At 68.6% G+C, this 16,722-nt stretch carries 12 protein-coding genes; 9 read left to right on the top strand and 3 right to left on the bottom strand.

The window, feature by feature from the left end:
• The first annotated feature begins 14 nt into the window (after positions 1 to 14).
• Positions 15 to 935: a LysR substrate-binding domain-containing protein gene (locus ACWTPI_RS31785; RefSeq protein WP_454733759.1), complete on the top strand. Its 921-nt coding sequence runs from the start codon at positions 15 to 17 to the stop codon at positions 933 to 935.
• On the opposite strand, the gene ACWTPI_RS31780 is transcribed toward ACWTPI_RS31785, so the two are convergent.
• Together ACWTPI_RS31780 and ACWTPI_RS31775 are read right to left on the bottom strand one after the other, a co-directional pair.
• Positions 913 to 3,321 (bottom strand): TonB-dependent receptor, encoded by a 2,409-nt coding sequence (locus ACWTPI_RS31780; protein WP_454733758.1) that lies wholly within the window; start codon positions 3,319 to 3,321, stop codon positions 913 to 915. The two genes, ACWTPI_RS31785 and ACWTPI_RS31780, sit on opposite strands and share 23 nt — an antisense overlap.
• A gap of 82 nt (positions 3,322 to 3,403) precedes the next feature.
• Entirely contained in the window at positions 3,404 to 3,778 is a 375-nt protein-coding gene (locus ACWTPI_RS31775; RefSeq protein WP_043365765.1) for a DUF2946 domain-containing protein, read from the bottom strand.
• A 284-nt stretch (positions 3,779 to 4,062) separates the two neighbouring features.
• Here ACWTPI_RS31775 and ACWTPI_RS31770 point away from each other — a divergent pair, with 284 nt between their 5' ends.
• Entirely contained in the window at positions 4,063 to 4,227 is a 165-nt protein-coding gene (locus ACWTPI_RS31770; protein WP_020201788.1) for a hypothetical protein, read from the top strand.
• Between the two features lie 124 nt (positions 4,228 to 4,351).
• Here ACWTPI_RS31770 and ACWTPI_RS31765 read toward each other — a convergent pair whose 3' ends face one another.
• A complete protein-coding gene (locus tag ACWTPI_RS31765) occupies positions 4,352 to 6,592 on the bottom strand; it encodes an NADP-dependent isocitrate dehydrogenase (protein ID WP_454733757.1) in 2,241 nt (746 codons plus the stop codon).
• A 746-nt stretch (positions 6,593 to 7,338) separates the two neighbouring features.
• Here ACWTPI_RS31765 and ACWTPI_RS31760 point away from each other — a divergent pair.
• From ACWTPI_RS31760 to tssC, 7 genes are all read left to right on the top strand, one after another.
• Positions 7,339 to 7,878 carry a fimbrial protein gene (locus ACWTPI_RS31760; RefSeq protein ID WP_020201790.1) on the top strand — a complete coding sequence of 180 codons (540 nt, stop codon included), beginning with the start codon at positions 7,339 to 7,341 and terminating at the stop codon, positions 7,876 to 7,878.
• Positions 7,879 to 7,965: 87 nt separating this feature from the next.
• Complete coding sequence (locus ACWTPI_RS31755; RefSeq protein WP_454733756.1) at positions 7,966 to 8,733, top strand: fimbria/pilus periplasmic chaperone; 768 nt, start codon at positions 7,966 to 7,968, stop codon at positions 8,731 to 8,733.
• A gap of 264 nt (positions 8,734 to 8,997) precedes the next feature.
• Positions 8,998 to 11,547, top strand: coding sequence for a fimbria/pilus outer membrane usher protein (locus ACWTPI_RS31750; protein ID WP_454734050.1), 2,550 nt, complete (start codon positions 8,998 to 9,000; stop codon positions 11,545 to 11,547).
• Between the two features lie 144 nt (positions 11,548 to 11,691).
• The gene (locus tag ACWTPI_RS31745; RefSeq protein ID WP_454733755.1) at positions 11,692 to 12,246 is read left to right on the top strand and encodes a fimbrial protein; all 555 of its coding nucleotides are present in this window, start codon (positions 11,692 to 11,694) and stop codon (positions 12,244 to 12,246) included.
• A gap of 33 nt (positions 12,247 to 12,279) precedes the next feature.
• Complete coding sequence (locus tag ACWTPI_RS31740) at positions 12,280 to 14,310, top strand: DotU family type IV/VI secretion system protein (protein WP_454733754.1); 2,031 nt, start codon at positions 12,280 to 12,282, stop codon at positions 14,308 to 14,310.
• A gap of 245 nt (positions 14,311 to 14,555) precedes the next feature.
• Positions 14,556 to 15,098 (top strand): type VI secretion system contractile sheath small subunit, encoded by a 543-nt coding sequence (gene tssB, locus ACWTPI_RS31735; RefSeq protein ID WP_020201795.1) that lies wholly within the window; start codon positions 14,556 to 14,558, stop codon positions 15,096 to 15,098.
• Between the two features lie 49 nt (positions 15,099 to 15,147).
• The gene (tssC, locus tag ACWTPI_RS31730) at positions 15,148 to 16,647 is read left to right on the top strand and encodes a type VI secretion system contractile sheath large subunit (protein WP_029043338.1); all 1,500 of its coding nucleotides are present in this window, start codon (positions 15,148 to 15,150) and stop codon (positions 16,645 to 16,647) included.
• Positions 16,648 to 16,722 lie beyond the last annotated feature (75 nt).

The following is a 16,722-nucleotide window of genomic DNA, read 5'->3' as shown; positions in this document are numbered from 1 at the left end:
GAAAGTTTCTATATATGATCCGCTACTTCCAGACCTTCCTCGTGGCCGCCGAGACGGCCTCCTTCTCCGCGGCCGGCGCGCGGCTCGGGCTGACCCAGTCCGCCGTCAGCACGCAGATCCGCCGGCTCGAGGAAGACCTGGGCTGCACGCTGTTCGACCGCGCCGGCAAATCGGTCGCGCTGAGCGGGGACGGGCGCCGCCTGCTGCCGGAGGCGCGCCGCTTCATCGACCTGTACGAGTCGATGAAGGGCCATGCGCAATCGGCCCCCGACACCGCGCCGCTGGACCTGGGCGCGGTCTCCACCGTGCAGGCCGCGCTGCTGCCGCGCGCGATGAAGCGCTTCCGCGACGGCTTTCCGAAGACGCACGTCAACGTCGTCCCCGGCATGTCCACCCAGCTGCTCACGCAGGTGGACGCGCGCGAGCTCGACGTGGCCGTGCTGGTCAAGCCGCGGCTGGGCATCCCGCCGGAGCTGAAGTGGGTGCCGCTGATGCAGGAGCGCTTCGTCGGCATCGCGCCCAGGGGCGCGCCGCGCGACCTCAAGGCCGCGCTGGCGGCGCTGCCGTTCATCCGCTACAACCGCCATTCGATGGGCGGCCAGCTGGTGGACCGCTACCTGCGCCGGCACCGGCTGTGGGTGGACGGCGGCATGGAGCTGGACGAGCCGGCGGTGATCCTGCAGATGGTGAGCGAAGGCCTGGGCTGCGCCATCATCCCGGCCGAGCTGGTGCCGCTCGGGCGCACGCGCAACGTGGTGGAGATCCCGCTGCCGGGCGAGCCGATGTTCCGCGAGATCGGCGTGCTGGTGCGGCAGTCGGCGCTCAAGCGGGCGCCGGTGGCGGGGCTGATCGAGGCGCTGGTGGCGGTGGCGGCGCAGGCGCGCGAGCGCCCGCGGGCCGACGGCGGCGCGCCTAGAGCGCGTAGCGCACGGTGAGATAGAACGTGCGCTGCGGGAACGGGTGGAACAGGAAATACTTCCGGTTGTTCAGGTTGTCCACGCCGAGCGCCGTGCTCCAGTGCTTGTCGAATTCGTAGCGCACGCGCGCGTCCATCACGAAGAAGCTCTGGAAGCCCTGGTAGGTCGCCGGATTGACGTCGGTGTTGTCGACCGTGGCGTACACGCGCGAGCTGTAGCGGCCCGCCAGCGTGTAGGTCCATTTGTTGTCGGGCCGGTACGTGGCCGCCAGCGTCGCGCGCCAGGCCGGCACGTAGGGCACGCGCTTGCCGGCGGCGGTGGCGCCCGCCACGGTGGGCACGTAGCTGTCGTCGGAGAGGATGCGCGAATCGACATAGGTGGCGTTGCCCGAGAGCGAGAGCCCGCGGATGAGCACGTTGTCCTGCTGGCCGGCCAGCTCCACGCCGGTCTGGCGCGTCTTGCCCACGTTCTGCGTGAACGATACCGGCGTGGCGAAGCCGGCGATGTTGGAGGTCTGCGAGATCAGCGCGTTGGAGACGTATTCGTTGAAGACCGACAGGCGGATCTTGCCGTCGCTGTCGTGGCGCTCGATCGCCAGTTCGCTCGACAGCACGCGCTCGGGCTGCAGGAACGGGTTGGCCTGCGTGAAGGTCGTGCCGGTCTGCACGCTCTGGTACAGCTCGCCGACCGTGGGAAAGCGCAGCGCCTTGCCGAACGAGCCGGTGACGGACCAGCGCTCGGTGGCGTCCCAGGTGAGCGAAGCCTTGGGCGAGAAGCCGGACTGGTCCACGCTGGGCTGGCTGATCGACACGCCCGCGCCGTTGCTGCCGAGCGAGAAGTTGTAGCCGTCGTAGGCGCGCCACCATTCGTAGCGCCCGCCCAGCGTGGCCTGCACGCCGGGCGCCACGCGCCAGACGTCCTGCAGCCACAGCGCGGTGGTCTGGGTCTTGCCGAGCGAGTTGCTGAACAGCGCGCCGCTGCTGCCGGCGGTCCAGTCCGCCGTGGTGTAGGTCGGGCTGACCAGCTTGAACTGGTCGTAGTGCGCGCCGAAGCTGACGATGTTGGCGCCGGCCACGCCCTGCGGGCGCCAGGTGCCCTTGAGGTCGAGCGTGGTCCAGCCGGTGCCGCTCATGTCGGTGGCGCGCCCGGGGCCGCCCGTGAGCGCGGCCGGGTAGGTGCCGGTGGACAGGCGGCTGAGGTCGCGCAGGTAGTAGAAATTGCTGACCGTCGCCTCGCCGTCGAACACGCCCTGCGTGTGGCTTTCCACCTTGAGGCTCTGCATCAGGTGCTGCTGCTCGACGTTGTTGCCGGTGAACTGCCCGGCGATGGTGCTGGCGTTGTAGGCGAAGCCGCCGATGTTGACGCTGCCGCCGGCGCCGCCGTAATAGGGCGTGCCGCCGGCGGTGCTCAGGTAGGTGCGGGCGCTGGCCTTCGCGTCGTTCTGCCAGTAGCCGAGCGAGTAGACCGCGCTGACCGCGGGCGTGAAGTCGTAGGCCAGCTTGATGGCGGCGTTGTCCTGCAGCGTGTGCTGGAAGTTGCCCGCGCCGATCACCTGGATCGCGCCGCCGGTGCGGTTGCGCTCGGCAAAGGCGCCGCTGACGACCGGCAGCGCGGCGCCCGCCGGCGTGGTGGACTGGGTGACGGTGCCGAAGCTCAGCGGCTGGCTGAAGCTGTTGAGATGGTTGGCGCTGAACCACCACGACAGCTTGCCCGCGCGGTCGCCCAGCGTGAGGCTGTACTGCTGGGACGGCTCGTTCTCGCTGGTGCCGTACTGGCCGAAGTGCTGGATCGCGCCGGTGACTTCGATGCTGCCTTCCAGCTTCTTCGGCATGCGCGTGGCGATCTCCGTCACGGCGCCGTAGGAGTTGCCGGGATAGGCGGCGGAGAACGGGCCGTACATCACGTCGATGCGCTCGACCTGCTGGGGCGCGACCATGAACCACTGCGGCGAGCCGTTGCCGTTGTTGTTGTTCACGAGCGTGGACAGCAGCACGCCGTCGGCATAGATCAGGCTGCGCGCGCTGGCGTTGATGCCGGTGGTGCGGGTGGCCATCGGCGACTGCGTGTCGCCGATGAAGCGCTTGCGCACCAGCACGTCGGGCAGGTACTTGAGCATGTCTTCCGTGCCCATCGCGTTGATGGTCTCGGCTGCCTGCTGCGCCGTGATGCCGGCGGTGGTCTGCGGCAACTGGTTCTTCTCGGCGAACGAGCGCGTGCCGGTCACGCTCACGGCGGGCAGGCTGTGGTCGTCGGCGCCGGTTTCGCCGGCGGCTCTGGCCGGGTTGCCGCCGGCCTCCTGGGCGTGGGCGCCGGGCGCGGCCAGCGCGGCGCAAAGCAGGGTGCGGGCGGCCGCGGGAGCGGCCTCGCGCAGCGCGGTGCGGCCGCGGGAAAGCATCTTGTGCATCTGGGTCTACCTCGAATCGATGTCCGTCGCCCGCATGCCGGTGCATGCGGACGCCGCGGGCGCGCAGGGGCGCCGCGGATACTCAGGGGCGCAGACGAGGCAGGGCTGGCGGGGCGCGCGGGCGTCCCGAGGGGAACGCGCCGAGCGGCACGAACCGGGTGAAGAGCGCCGCCGCGGCGACGAAGGCGATCAGCAGGACGAGCGTGGGCGGCGGCGCGGGCATGGCGGGCGCCGCCGGATGATCGGCCAGCAGGTCGCAGTAGCCGCAGGCGGCGAGGTCGGCGGCCGCCGGCTGGCGGGCGGCATCGTCGGGATGGGCGGCGGAGCAGATGTAGCCGGCCGGGTCGGCGGCATGGGCGGACGCCACGAACTGGCTGACGACCGGCGCGAACACGATCAGCCACATGGCGAGCAAGCCGAGCCATGCGGTAGTCGAGATGCGTTTGCGGGGCGTCATGTGGGTGTGCGATCGGGGCGCGTGCAGTCTACCCGAAGCGGGACGCGGCCGGGGCCGCGCGAGCCGTGGCATTTTGACACATTGGCGGTGGCGGATGCCATGCCCGGCGGAAATGGCATGCGCGTCACAACGGTGGCGGCGGCCGGCCCGGCAGACCGGTATTCACGCCGGCGCGGGCTGGAGTAGACTGAATGCACCGGATGCCCGCCACGACCTGCTTCGGAGTTGAAATGGACACGCATTCCACCAAGGAACGAGCGCAAAAGCGTCCGTCGGACCGGACCTTGAATGTGCTCTCTGTGCTCGTGGGACTGGTCACGCTTGCGCTCGGCATCGCCTGGCTCATCTACAAGCGCTACGTCGACCTGGACCTGCCGTATTTCGCGATTCCGCTGGTGCTCACCATCCCGGTGATCGTGGCGGCGGCATTCCGGAGTCTCTGGGACTAGCCGCGCCGGCGCCCGGGCAAGGCCCGCGCGCCAGGGAGCCATCCGGCTGCCGGAAACGAAAAAACGGCCGGGCCGGCCCCGATTCTCGGGGCGGCCCGGCCGTTTCTTTTCGGGCCGGTCCTGCTTAGCCTTGCGTGGCGGCCAGCGCGGCGTTGAGCGTCTTGCTCGGGCGCATCACGGCTTCCAGCCTGGCGAAGTCGGGCCAGTAGTAGCCGCCGATGTCGGCCGGCTTGCCCTGCACGTCCGACAGCTCGCCGACGATGGTCTTCTCGTTGTCGGTCAGCTTCTTGGCCAGCGGCGCGAAGTGGGCGGCCAGCTTGGCGTCGGCGGTCTGCGCGGCGAGTTCCTGGGCCCAGTACATGGCCAGGTAGAACTGGCTGCCGCGGTTGTCGAGCTGGCCGGTCTTGGGCGACGGGCTCTTGTTGTTGTCGAGCAGCTTGCCGGTGGCGGCGTCGAGCGTGGTGGCCAGGATCTTGGCGGCGGCGTTGCCGGTCTTGAGGCCGAGGTCTTCCAGCGACACGGCCAGCGCCAGGAATTCACCGAGCGAGTCCCAGCGCAGGTGGTTTTCTTCCACCAGTTGCTTGACGTGCTTGGGCGCCGAGCCGCCCGCGCCGGTTTCGTACATGCCGCCGCCGGCCATCAGCGGGACGATCGACAGCATCTTGGCGCTGGTGCCCAGTTCCATGATCGGGAACAGGTCGGTCAGGTAGTCGCGCAGGATGTTGCCGGTGACGGAGATGGTGTCCAGGCCGCGGATCACGCGCTCCAGCGTGTAGCGCATGGCGCGCACCTGCGACATGATGTGGATGTCCAGGCCCTTGGTGTCGTAGTCCTTGAGGTAGGTCTCGACCTTCTTGATCAGCTCGGCTTCGTGCGGGCGGTACGGGTCCAGCCAGAACACGGCGGGCATGCCGGAGTTGCGCGCGCGGGTGACGGCCAGCTTGACCCAGTCGCGGATCGGCGCGTCCTTGACCTGGCACAGGCGCCAGATGTCGCCCTGCTCGACCTGCTGCGTCAGCGCGGCCAGGACTTCGCCGGTGGCGTTGTCGACGACGCGGGCTTCACCGTCTTCGGGGATCTCGAAGGTCTTGTCGTGCGAGCCGTATTCCTCGGCCTTCTGCGCCATCAGGCCGACGTTCGGCACCGTGCCCATCGTGGTGGGGTCGAAGTTGCCGTTGGTCTTGCAGAAGTTGATGATTTCCTGATAGATGCGGGCGAAGGTCGATTCCGGGATCAGGCACTTGGTGTCCTTCGGACGGCCGTCGGCGCCCCACATCTTGCCGCCGATGCGGATCATGGCCGGCATCGACGCGTCGACGATCACGTCGTTCGGCGCGTGCAGGTTCGAGATGCCCTTGGCCGAGTCCACCATCGCCAGTTCCGGGCGGTGCTCGTGGCAGGCGTGCAGGTCGCGGATGACTTCCTCGCGCTTCGATTCCGGCAGCGCCTCGATCTTGGTGTACAGGTCGATCAGGCCATTGTTGACGTTCACGCCCAGTTCGTCGAACAGCTTGGCGTGCTTGGCGAAGGCGTCCTTGTAGAACACCTTGACGGCGTGGCCGAACACGATCGGGTGCGACACCTTCATCATGGTCGCCTTGACGTGCAGCGACAGCATGACGCCGGTCTTGCGCGCGTCTTCCATCTGGTCTTCGTAGAAGGCCAGCAGCGCCTTCTTGCTCATGAACATGCTGTCGAGGATCTCGCCGTCGAGCAGCGCGATCTTGGGCTTGAGCACGATGGTCTTGCCGCTCTTGGTGACCAGTTCCATGCGCACTTCACGCGCGCGGTCCAGCGTGGCCGACTTTTCGCCGTGATAGAAGTCGCCGTGCTTCATGTGCGCCACGTGGGTGCGCGAAGCCATGCTCCACTCGCCCATGCTGTGCGGGTTCTTGCGGGCGTAGTTCTTGACGGCGGAGGGCGCGCGGCGGTCCGAGTTGCCTTCGCGCAGGACCGGGTTCACGGCGCTGCCCAGGCACTTGGAATAGCGCTGGCGGATGGCCTTCTCTTCGTCGGTCTTCGGATCTTCCGGGTAGTCGGGCACCTTGTAGCCCTTCGACTGGAGTTCCTTGATGGCGCTGACCAGCTGGTGCACCGAGGCGCTGATGTTGGGCAGCTTGATGATGTTGGTGTCCGGCAGCAGCGTCAGGCGGCCCAGTTCCGCCAGGTTGTCCGGCACACGCTGCTCTTCGGTCAGGAATTCGGGAAATTCGCCCAGGACGCGCCCAGCCACCGAGATATCGCTGGTCGTGACGTCGATGCCGGCCGGCGCGGTGAACGTGCGGATGATAGGCAGAAAGGCACTGGTCGCCAGCAGCGGGGCTTCGTCGGTCAGCGTGTAGATGATGGTGGGCTGGGTACTCATTGCTTACCTCAAGGTCAAGAAATAGGTAGGGAAGGCGCCGCCGGCTGGATCGCAGTCCGCGGTAAATGTGAGATTTTGCCTGATTTTGCTTTCAGAGGCCTGACTTTGGCCCGCTTTCTTGCGCCCGGCGCCGTAAATGCACCTGAATGGTGCGTAAAAACGGGCCCTCCGCGCCGCGAGGCCATGCCGGCGGTGGCGTGAGCGCTGCCGGCGGGGGCGGCCATCGGCGCTCCCGCCGCCGCCGGCCATGCGGCGTTTGCGGCGCACGTGTCGCGGCGTCCGGGCAGGCCGCCGGCTCCGCGCGTCCCGGCCGTGCCGGCGCGGCGGTCGCCGGGTGGAACGGCCGGCGTGTTCTCCGCCTCGCCGCTTTCCTCGTGCTCGCTTCCCATACGCGTTCCGCGCGCTGTCGCTCTGCGCGCCCAAGCCCGCGCGCCCATTTCCATATCGCCGTTCCAGCGCCCCGATTCGAATATCCGTGGCCGCGCTTTGTGTCTGAAATGTTTCCGCCACAGCCATATCGGTATCCCCATATGGGCTGTGCGGCACATGCATTTCACTCTGTTACTTCAAGCGGGTGACTTTAATACTTGTCATATGGCGCACCCGTATCCCGCGCACTACTATCGCCCTCGGGTTTGATCGACGGGATAAGGCGAATCCATTTTTATTATTCCGCAGAAAATCCCGTCAATCTCGCCGACCAATTAAAAGTTGGTGCCTTTTATTCATATGAACAGGAGTAATTAGTGAAGAAGAACGCAATCGTTTTTTCCATCGCCACGCTGTTTGGCCTGGCCGCTGCGCAAACCGCGTTCGCGCAATCCGCGGGCAAGGTGAAGTTCAACGGTGAACTGGTGAGCAGCACCTGCTCGATCACCGCCGGCGACGAAGACAAGACCGTCACGATGCCCACGGTGTCGACCACCGCGCTGGCCACCCAGGGCGCCACCGCCGGCGCCACCTCGTTCACCATCGGCGTGACGCAGTGCTCCGCGGACCTGAACACCGTCAAGGCGCATTTCGAGATGGACAACATGGATCCGGCCACCCGCAACCTGAAGAACCTGGCCACCACCAACCCGGCAGGGAACGTCAACGTGCAGCTCGTCGACGGCGACGGCGGCGCGCCGATTCCGCTCGGCGCCGGCGGCAAGCCCGTCAACCTCACCGGTACCGGTGCCGCGCGCGGCGCGACGCTGACGTACGGCGGCCAGTACTACGCCACCGCCGCCACCACGGCCGGCAAGGTGGAATCGTTCGCCCGCTTCACGCTGGCCTACAACTAAATCGATCCGCCGGGATCGGCGAATTCCGGGCTGTCTCGCCAGAGGCGGTTCGGAATTTTCCGGAAAAAGAATGAAAAGGAGTATTGCGTGCGCTTATGGAAAATCGGCGCCTTCATGGCGGCCATGATGTTATTGCCGGCGCAGGCAGCCGTCGTCATTACCGGAACGCGGGTCGTTTATCCGGAGCAAAGCCGCGAGGTCAATGTGCGCATGACCAATATCGAGAATTCCCCGGTGCTGGTGCAGGCGTGGATCGACGACGGCGACGTCAATGCGCAGCCCGACGAAATCCAGGTTCCCTTTGTCCTGACGCCGCCCGTGTTCCGCATGGAGCCGAAGAAAGGGCAGACGCTCAGGGTGATGTACGCGGGCGAGAACGCGCCGCCGGAGCGCGAATCGCTCTACTGGCTGAACGTCCTCGAAATCCCGCCCACGGCGCAGGACGCGGCCAGCCGCAACCTGCTGCAGTTCGCCTTCCGCACCCGCATCAAGCTGTTCTACCGGCCTGCGGCGCTGCAGGAAGACCCCGCCGCCGTGCGGGCCCGGTTGAAGTGGCGGCTGGTGCCGGGCGCGAAAGACGCGAAAGACGCAAAAGACGAGAAGGGCGGCGGCCCGGTGCTGCGCGTCGACAACCCGACCCCGTACCACATCTCGTTCAGCCGCGTGTCGCTGAAGTCGGGCGACAGGGAAACATCGTTCAACCAGGACATGGTGGCGCCGTTCGGCCATCTCGATTTCGAGCGCAAGCAGGGCGAGCCGGGCCTGGTGAAGGCGCCGGGGCTCGTTTCCTACGGGCTGCTCAATGACTACGGCGCGGAAGTGAAGGACACGGCAAACGTGGAAACAGTGGAGTAAGTGGACCAGGCGGTAAAACGATTGGGGGTGAGCTGAGTGGCTGGCGTAGTAAGCAGGGCAATGCAGGGTGGACCGCAGGGCGGCGATCATGGCGTTTTCCGCTGCCGTCAAACGGTTTCGGCAGCGATTCTGGCCTTCGGCGCGGGAGCGTGGGCCGTGGATGCATCCGCAGAGGAGGCCGGCAAGCTCGCCGTGACGCGCCGGCCAAGCGTGGAACTGGCGGCGCTGTCCCCCAGCGCCGCCCCGCAGATCCTGGCCGACGGCATGCCGCCGCGCGCGCCCGCCAGCCGCCAGGAACCCGCCGAGCCGCTGGTGGTGGCCTTCAATTCCGCCCTGTTCGCCGGCAAGGGCGTCGACCTGACGCGCTACGCGCGCGGCAATCCGGTCGAGCCCGGCACCTATCCGGTCGACGTCTCCGTCAACGGCGCCGGGCGCGGCCGCCTCGAGGTCGAGTTCCGCGCCGTGCCCGGCAGCGAGACCGCGTCGCCGTGCTTCACGCTCGCGACGCTGGAGCGGCTCGGCGTGGACAGCCAGGCGGTGGTGCGCCAGCTCAAGGGGCTGGACGACGAGGACGCCGACGCTACTGTCGACGCCGCGCGCGCCACGCTGGACCCCGAAACCTGCCTGCCGCTGCGCGAGGCACTGCCGGGCGCCAGCGCCTCGTTCGACAGCGCCGACCTGAAGCTCGACCTCACCATCCCGCAGCTCGCCATGAGCAAGACGCCGCGGGGGTACATCGACCCCGCGCGCTGGGACAACGGCATCGACGCCGGCCTGCTGCAATACAGCCTGAACACCTACACCAGCGAGCAGAAGACCGGCACGCAGGATTTCAGCAGCGCCTATCTCGGTTTGCAGAGCGGGCTGAACATCGGTGCCTGGCGCTTCCGCCAGCGCTCCACGGTGAGCTGGATGAGCCGCGGCGCCGGCGTGGGCTGGCGCAGCCTCGAGGCCTACGCGCAGCGCGACATCACCGCGCTGCGCAGCCAGTTGACCGCCGGCGACAGCTACACCAGCGGCGAGGTCTTCGATTCGTTCGGCGTGCGCGGCGTGCAGCTCGCCAGCGACGACCGCATGCTGCCCGACTCGCTGCGCTCGTACGCGCCGGTCATCCGCGGCGTGGCGGACACCAACGCGCGCGTGATCGTGCGGCAGAACGGCAACATCATCTACGAAGCGAGCGTGCCGCCGGGCCCGTTCGAGTTCACCGACCTGCCCGCCACCGGCTACGGCGGCGATCTCGAGGTCACGGTGACGGAGTCCGACGGGCGCGCGCGGCAGTTCTCCGTGCCGTTCGCCTCGGTGGCGCAGATGCTGCGTCCAGGCAGCTACCGCTTCAGCGTGGCGGCGGGCCGCTACCGCGATGCCGCGCACGGCGCCACGCCGTGGGTCGCGCAGGGCACCTATCAGCACGGCCTCACCAATCTCGTGACGGCCTACGGCGGTGTGCTGGCATCGGCCGGCTACGTATCGAGCGTGCTCGGCTTCGGCCTGAACACGCCGCTCGGCGCGATCGCGTTCGACGCCACCGCCGCGCGCACCGAGCTGCCGGGGCGCGGCAACCGCAGCGGCATCAGCACGCGCGCCAGCTACAGCAAGATGATGCCGGGCTCGCGCACCAATTTCTCGCTGGCGGCTTACCGCTATTCGACGCCGGGCTTCTACAGCCTGGGCGACGCGGTCCGCGCGCGCGAGGACCACGCCGGCGCCGGCGGCACCGACGACTATCGCGACTATCGCGCGCGCAGCCGCCTGCAGGTGAACGTCAACCAGCAGGTTGGCACGCGCAGCGCGTTCTATGTATCGGGCAGCACGCAGAACTACTGGGGCACGGCGCGCGGGCGCGACCTGCAGTTCCAGTTCGGCTTCAGCAGCGTGTTCCGGCACGTCGGTTATTCGCTCTACGCGCAGCGCGCCACCGACGGCAACGGCCGCACGGTGACGCAGGTCGGGCTGAACCTGTCGATTCCGCTCGGCCGCGCCACCGCGGCGAACCGCAACACGTTCAGCTTCCTGTCGGCATCGGCATCGCGCGATTCGAGCGGCAACAGCGCGCTGCAGACCAGCCTGTCGGGCAGCCGCACCGACATCGGCCTCGACTACGGCGTCAACATGGCGCGCATCGTGAGCGGCGACAGCACCAACGCCTCGCTCGGCGGCTACGGCACGTACCGCTCGCCGGTCGGCACGGTCACGGCGAATGCGTCGCTGAACAACCGCACGCGCCAGGCGTCGCTCGGCGCCACGGGCGCGGTGGTCGTCCACCGCGGCGGCGTGACGCTGAGCCCGCCGCTCGGCGCGGCCGCCGCGCTGATCGAAGCCAAGGGGGCGAAGGGCGGCAAGGTGATCAACGGCCAGGGGGCCTCGATCGACCGCTTCGGCTATGCCGTGGTTCCGTCGCTGATGCCATACCGCGCCAACACGGTGGCGCTCGATCCGGCCGCCATGCCCGACGACGTCGAGCTGAACAACACCAGCGAGGAAGTGGTCCCGCGCCTGAATGCCGTGGTGTTCGTGAAGATGGCCACGCGCCTGGGGCGGCCGCTCATCGCCACGGTGCGCAAGGCCGACGGCAGCCCGCTGCCGATGGGCGCCGAGCTGTTCGACACGTCCGGCAAGTCGCTGGGCGGCGTCGGGCAGGGCGGCATGACGTTCCTGCGCGGGCTCGAGGGCAGCGGCGCGCTCACGGCGAAGTGGGGCGAGCGCGCGGAGGAAAGCTGCACCGTGCCCTACGCGATTGCGCCGGCCGGCCTGCAGGCCAGCAAGGGCGCCACCACGCTGCGCGTGCAATGGCGCTGCCGGCCGTCCGCGTGAGGGCAGCGGCATGCGCGTCCACATGAAGACATCCGCGCCGCCGCCCGGGGCGCCCGCCCGCGCGGCGGCGCGCCATCCCGGTCCTGCGCCGGTCCAGCAATCCAATTCGTCGGGCGAACCGAAATGACGACACAGAGGCATACGTTGAAACAACTTGCGCGCGGCGCCCGGCGGGCCGCGCTGGCCGCGCTGGCGCTGGCATGGACCGCGCCGGCCGCGTTCGCGGCGGGCTCGCCGACCGTCACGCTGAACTTCACCGGCACCTATCACGCGGTGTCGTGCACGGTCGCGGCGGGTGCGACGGACCAGACCGTCACGCTGCCGACCATCTCGACGCGCGTGCTGACCGCCGCCGGCGAGACCGCCGGGGCCACGGGCTTTCACATCCCGGTGCAATGCGACAGCGGCGTGGACTCGGTCATCGCCTATTTCCAGAGCGGGCCGACCACCGATCCCGGCACCGGCAATCTCCAGGTGCAGGACCAGGCCGGCCTGCAAAGCGCGACCCGCGTGCAGGTCCAGCTCACCAACGGCGACGGCTCGCCGATCAAGGTGGGCGACCGCTCGACGGTCAGGCCCGTGCCGGTCGAAGGCCGGACCAACCTGCAGATCCCGTTCTTCGCGCGCTATTTCGCCACCGGCCAGACCGGCGCGGGCGTGGTCCAGACCTACGTCACCTACATCCTCCAGATGCCGTGACGGCGGCATCGCTCCATCCAGACATTTCCTCGCATGAACCTCGGAACACCCGGTGCATCGCTGCGCCCGCTGATGCACGACACCGCGCTGCATCTCGCCCTGCTTTCCCACGGCGCGCAACTGCCGCCCCTCCACGTCTGGCGCGCGCGCTGTGCCGGCCTTGCCGAAACGCTGGCGCAGGCGCTGCGGGACCGCGGATACGCCGACGCCGCGGTGAGCGAGATCGGGCTGGCGCACTGCGTGCTGCTCGACGAGGTGACGCTGCGCAGCCTGCCGCCGGGCCAGCGCGACGACTGGATGCGCGAGACGCTGCAGGCGCGCTTCCACGCGGCGCAGGACGGCACCAGCCGCGTGCGCGTGCGCATCGAGGCGCTGCTGAATTCGGCGGCGGCGCCGCCGCCGGCGCTGCTGGACTGGTATGACCTCGTGCTCGAACTCGGTTTCCTGGCAGGGCGCGACCTGCGGCAGGCGTACCGCCGCCGCCTGGCGGCGGCCGCGGGGCGGCACCCGGAAGAGACGGCCGGCGCGCGGGCGGAACCGGACGGCGGCGCAGGCGCGCCGGAGCAGGCCGCGGCCGACGGCCGCGAGCTGCCGGTCGTCCTGGTGCTCGGCCCCTACGCGGGCGCGCTGTTCGCGCGCGAGGCGTCCCGCGCCACGCTGCGGCGCGACGACCGCGCGGTGTGGCTGCGCGTCGATACGCCCGCGCAACTGGCCGAGACGATGGCCAAGGTCAAGGCATCGCGCGGCCGTTTCCCCGACGCGGCGCTGATTCCCGTGCTGCCCGAAGGCGACGACGAGGCGACGCTGCGGCGCGAGTTCGCGCAGTGGCAGCACGTGCTGGCGACCGCGCTGTGCCATCCCGGATGCGTGCTGCCCTGCTATCTCGCGGTGTATGCCTGCCTGGGCCCGCTCGGCGCGCAGGCGCCGGCGCCGCGGGAGCCGCGATGGTTCGGCGATGCCGTCGATTTCGGCGCGCCGGTCCTGGCCGGCACGGGCCACGTCCGCGAGCGCCTGCGGGCGCTGCGCGCGCAACTGGAGCAGGCGCCGCCGCACGGCAGCGCCGCGCGCGGCGCGCTGGGGCTGGCGGTGTTCGAGTGGCTCGACGCCGCGGCGCTGCTGTCCTCGCTGTCGTCGCTGGCGAACACCGCGCCGCTGGCGCTGCAGGGCCTGCTGCTGGCCGACCTGGCGCAGACGCCGGTGCGGCCCGGCGCGTGGTCGCGCTGGCTGGTCGGCCGCACCGGCATGCAGCCGCGCCTGACGACGCCGGCGACCGGGCCGCTGCCGGTGCCCGTGCCGGTCGGGCAGCCGCTGCCGGCGGCGGCGCCGGTGGCAGCACCCACGCCCGCGATGGTTCCCGAGGCGGCATTCGAGGCGGAATTCGAGGCGCCGCCGGCGCAGGCGTTCCACGCCGTGCTGACGCCGCTGGCCGCCACCACGGCGCCGGCCGCGAGGCCCGCTGCGCCGCCGCCGCGCAGCCGCGCGCGCCCGTGGCCGCACCGGCGGCCGCTGCTCCTGGCAACCGCGACGCTGGCCTTCGGGCTGGGCATCGCGGCATGGGCGAATCATCAGGCCCTCCTGCGCGCGTTTCCCGGCCTGTATGCGTACTGGCACGTGGACGGGGAGCGCGGCGACGGCGCCCCGGCGGCGCTGGCGCCGCTGGACCGCGCGCTGGACGAGCTGGCGTCGCGCCTTCCGTCCCAGCCCGCGGTGCGCATCGACAGCCTGTCGCTGTTCGACAGCGGCAAGGCGACGTTCGCGCCGGGCGCCGCGCGGCGCGACCTGCAGGACGTGCTGGACCGCATCCGCGCGACGCCCGGCCAGCGCATCCTGATCGCCGGGCACGCCGATGGTGAAGGCTCGGCCCAGGCGAACTTCGTGCTGTCGGAAGCGCGCGCGCGGGCGATCCGCGACTGGTTCGTCGCGCAGGGCCCCCTGCCCGTCACGCGCTTCGCCATCCAGGGCTACGGCGACACGCGCCCGGTGGCCGACAACCGCAGCGCGGCAGGCCGCGCGCAGAACCGCCGCGTGGACATCTTCTTCGTTCCCGAGAGCGCGGCGCGGTAAGCCGTTGCGCCCGGCACTTCACGCGCCGCGCCGCCCCGGCGCGCGCGTGGTCCGGCGCCAGGAGCAGCGTCGTCATCTTCATTTTCACGGCGTCAATAAATTCAGAGTCGAAAGCCATTTTTCGAACAATTCCCATATAAGCGGTACAACCAAACACGTAGCATTGCGACTGGTTTTATTGGGAATTCTAAAAACGAAGAATTTTTCAATAGATTTTTACCAAAAGACATAAGGCTGGAGAGTTCATGTCTGTCATTTCAAACAGTTCACAGAAATTCATCGCGCGCAACCGCGCGCCGCGCGTCCAGATCGAGTACGACGTCGAGATCTACGGCTCGGAGAAGAAGGTCGAGCTTCCGTTCGTGATGGGCGTCCTGGCGGACCTCTCGGGGAAGCCGCTGGAGGCGCTGCCCGCCGTCAGCGACCGCAAGTTCTTCAACATCGACATCGACAACTTCGACGAGCGCATGAAGGCCATGCAGCCGCGCGTGGCGTTCTCGGTGCCGAATACGCTGACCGGTGACGGCCAGATGATGGTCGACATGACCTTCGAGAGCATGGAGGATTTCTCTCCCGCGGCCATCGCCAGGAAGGTCGACGCGCTGGCGCAACTGCTGGATGCGCGCACGCAGCTGGCCAACCTGCAGACCTACATGGACGGCAAGTCCGGCGCCGAGAACCTGGTCAGCAAGGTCCTCAAGGACCCGGCGCTGCTCAGCGCGCTGGCCAAGGCGCCCAAGCCCGAAACGGAAAAGAAAGGCGCTGCCGCACCGGCGGAAAAACGCTGATTTTCGTTGAAGGAAAAGATTGAATCTGGACTAGTCCACAGGAGTAGAAATGGCTGTACGTGAATCACAATCCCGGTCCGCCGAGGCGACGCTCGCCACGCAACCGGATTTCAATGCCTTGCTGTCGCGCGAATTCAAGCCGAAGACCGAGCAGGCGCGCGAAGCGGTGGAAGGCGCGGTCAAGACGCTGGCCGAGCAGGCCCTGGCCAACTCGATCACGATGTCCGACGACGCCTACAAGAGCATCGAGGCGATCATCGGCGAGATCGACCGCAAGCTGTCCGAGCAGATCAACCTGATCCTGCATCACGAAGACTTCCAGAAGCTGGAGAGCGCGTGGCGCGGCCTGCACCACCTCGTCACCAACACCGAGACCGACGAGAAGCTGAAGATCCGCTTCATGGACGTGTCCAAGGACGACCTGCGCCGTACCATGAAGCGCTACAAGGGCGTGGCCTGGGACCAGAGCCCGTTCTTCAAGCAGATCTACGAAGAGGAATACGGCCAGCTCGGCGGCGAGCCCTATGGCTGCCTGGTGGCCGACTACTACTTCGACCACACCCCGCCCGACGTCGACCTGCTCGGCTCGATCGCCAAGGTGGCCGCCGCCGCGCACGCGCCGTTCATCACCGGCGCCTCGCCGTCGGTGCTGCAGATGGATTCGTGGCAGGAACTGGCGAACCCGCGCGACCTGACCAAGATCTTCACGCAGAACCTCGAGTACGCGCCGTGGAACTCGCTGCGCAATTCGGAGGACGCGCGCTACATCGGCCTGGCCATGCCGCGCTTTCTGTCGCGCCTGCCCTACGGCATCAAGACCAACCCGGTCGACGAGTTCGGCTTCGAGGAGTCGACCGACGGCGCCGACCACCGCAAGTACGCATGGTCCAATGCCGCCTACGCGATGGCGGTCAACATCAACCGCTCGTTCAAGCACTATGGCTGGTGCACGCTGATCCGCGGCGTGGAAAGCGGCGGCGTGGTGGAGAACCTGCCGTGCCACACGTTCCCGACCGACGACGGCGGCGTGGACATGAAGTGCCCGACCGAGATCGCCATCTCGGACCGCCGCGAGGCGGAGCTGGCCAAGAACGGCTTCATCCCGCTGATCCACCGCAAGAACACCGACTACGCCGCGTTCATCGGCGCGCAATCGCTGCAGAAGCCCGCCGAATACTACGACGCGGACGCCACGGCTAACGCCAACCTGTCGGCGCGCCTGCCGTACCTGTTCGCCTGCTCGCGCTTCGCGCACTACCTGAAGTGCATCGTGCGCGACAAGATCGGCTCGTTCAAGGAACGCAGCGACATGCAGACGTGGCTCAACGAATGGGTCATGAACTACGTCGACGCCGATCCCGGCAATTCCTCGCAGGACACCAAGGCGCGCCGCCCGCTCGCGGCCGCGGAAGTGGTCGTGGAGGACGTGGAAGGCAACCCGGGCTACTACCAGGCCAAGTTCTTCCTGCGCCCGCACTTCCAGCTCGAAGGCCTGACGGTATCGCTGCGCCTCGTCGCCAAGCTGCCTTCGGTCAAGGAAGCCGCCTGACGCCCGGCCGTGCCGCCGCGGCACGGCCACCCCACACACACGATGCGAGGCCGCGGCCGGGCGCGGCCTGCCGCG

This window comes from Cupriavidus ulmosensis, from assembly GCF_977008105.1.
This window is presented reverse-complemented; position numbering and strand designations above follow the sequence as displayed.

Bases quoted from the DNA above. Each gene is read 5' to 3' on its own strand.
- ACWTPI_RS31785 (WP_454733759.1), top strand. From the start codon at position 15: ATGATCCGCTACTTCCAGACCTTCCTCGTGGCCGCCGAGACGGCCTCC.
- ACWTPI_RS31780 (WP_454733758.1), bottom strand. From the start codon at position 3,321: ATGCACAAGATGCTTTCCCGCGGCCGCACCGCGCTGCGCGAGGCCGCT.
- ACWTPI_RS31775 (WP_043365765.1), bottom strand. From the start codon at position 3,778: ATGACGCCCCGCAAACGCATCTCGACTACCGCATGGCTCGGCTTGCTC.
- ACWTPI_RS31765 (WP_454733757.1), bottom strand. From the start codon at position 6,592: ATGAGTACCCAGCCCACCATCATCTACACGCTGACCGACGAAGCCCCG.
- ACWTPI_RS31750 (WP_454734050.1), top strand. From the start codon at position 8,998: ATGCCGCCGCGCGCGCCCGCCAGCCGCCAGGAACCCGCCGAGCCGCTG.
- ACWTPI_RS31740 (WP_454733754.1), top strand. From the start codon at position 12,280: ATGAACCTCGGAACACCCGGTGCATCGCTGCGCCCGCTGATGCACGAC.
- tssB (WP_020201795.1), top strand. From the start codon at position 14,556: ATGTCTGTCATTTCAAACAGTTCACAGAAATTCATCGCGCGCAACCGC.
- tssC (WP_029043338.1), top strand. From the start codon at position 15,148: ATGGCTGTACGTGAATCACAATCCCGGTCCGCCGAGGCGACGCTCGCC.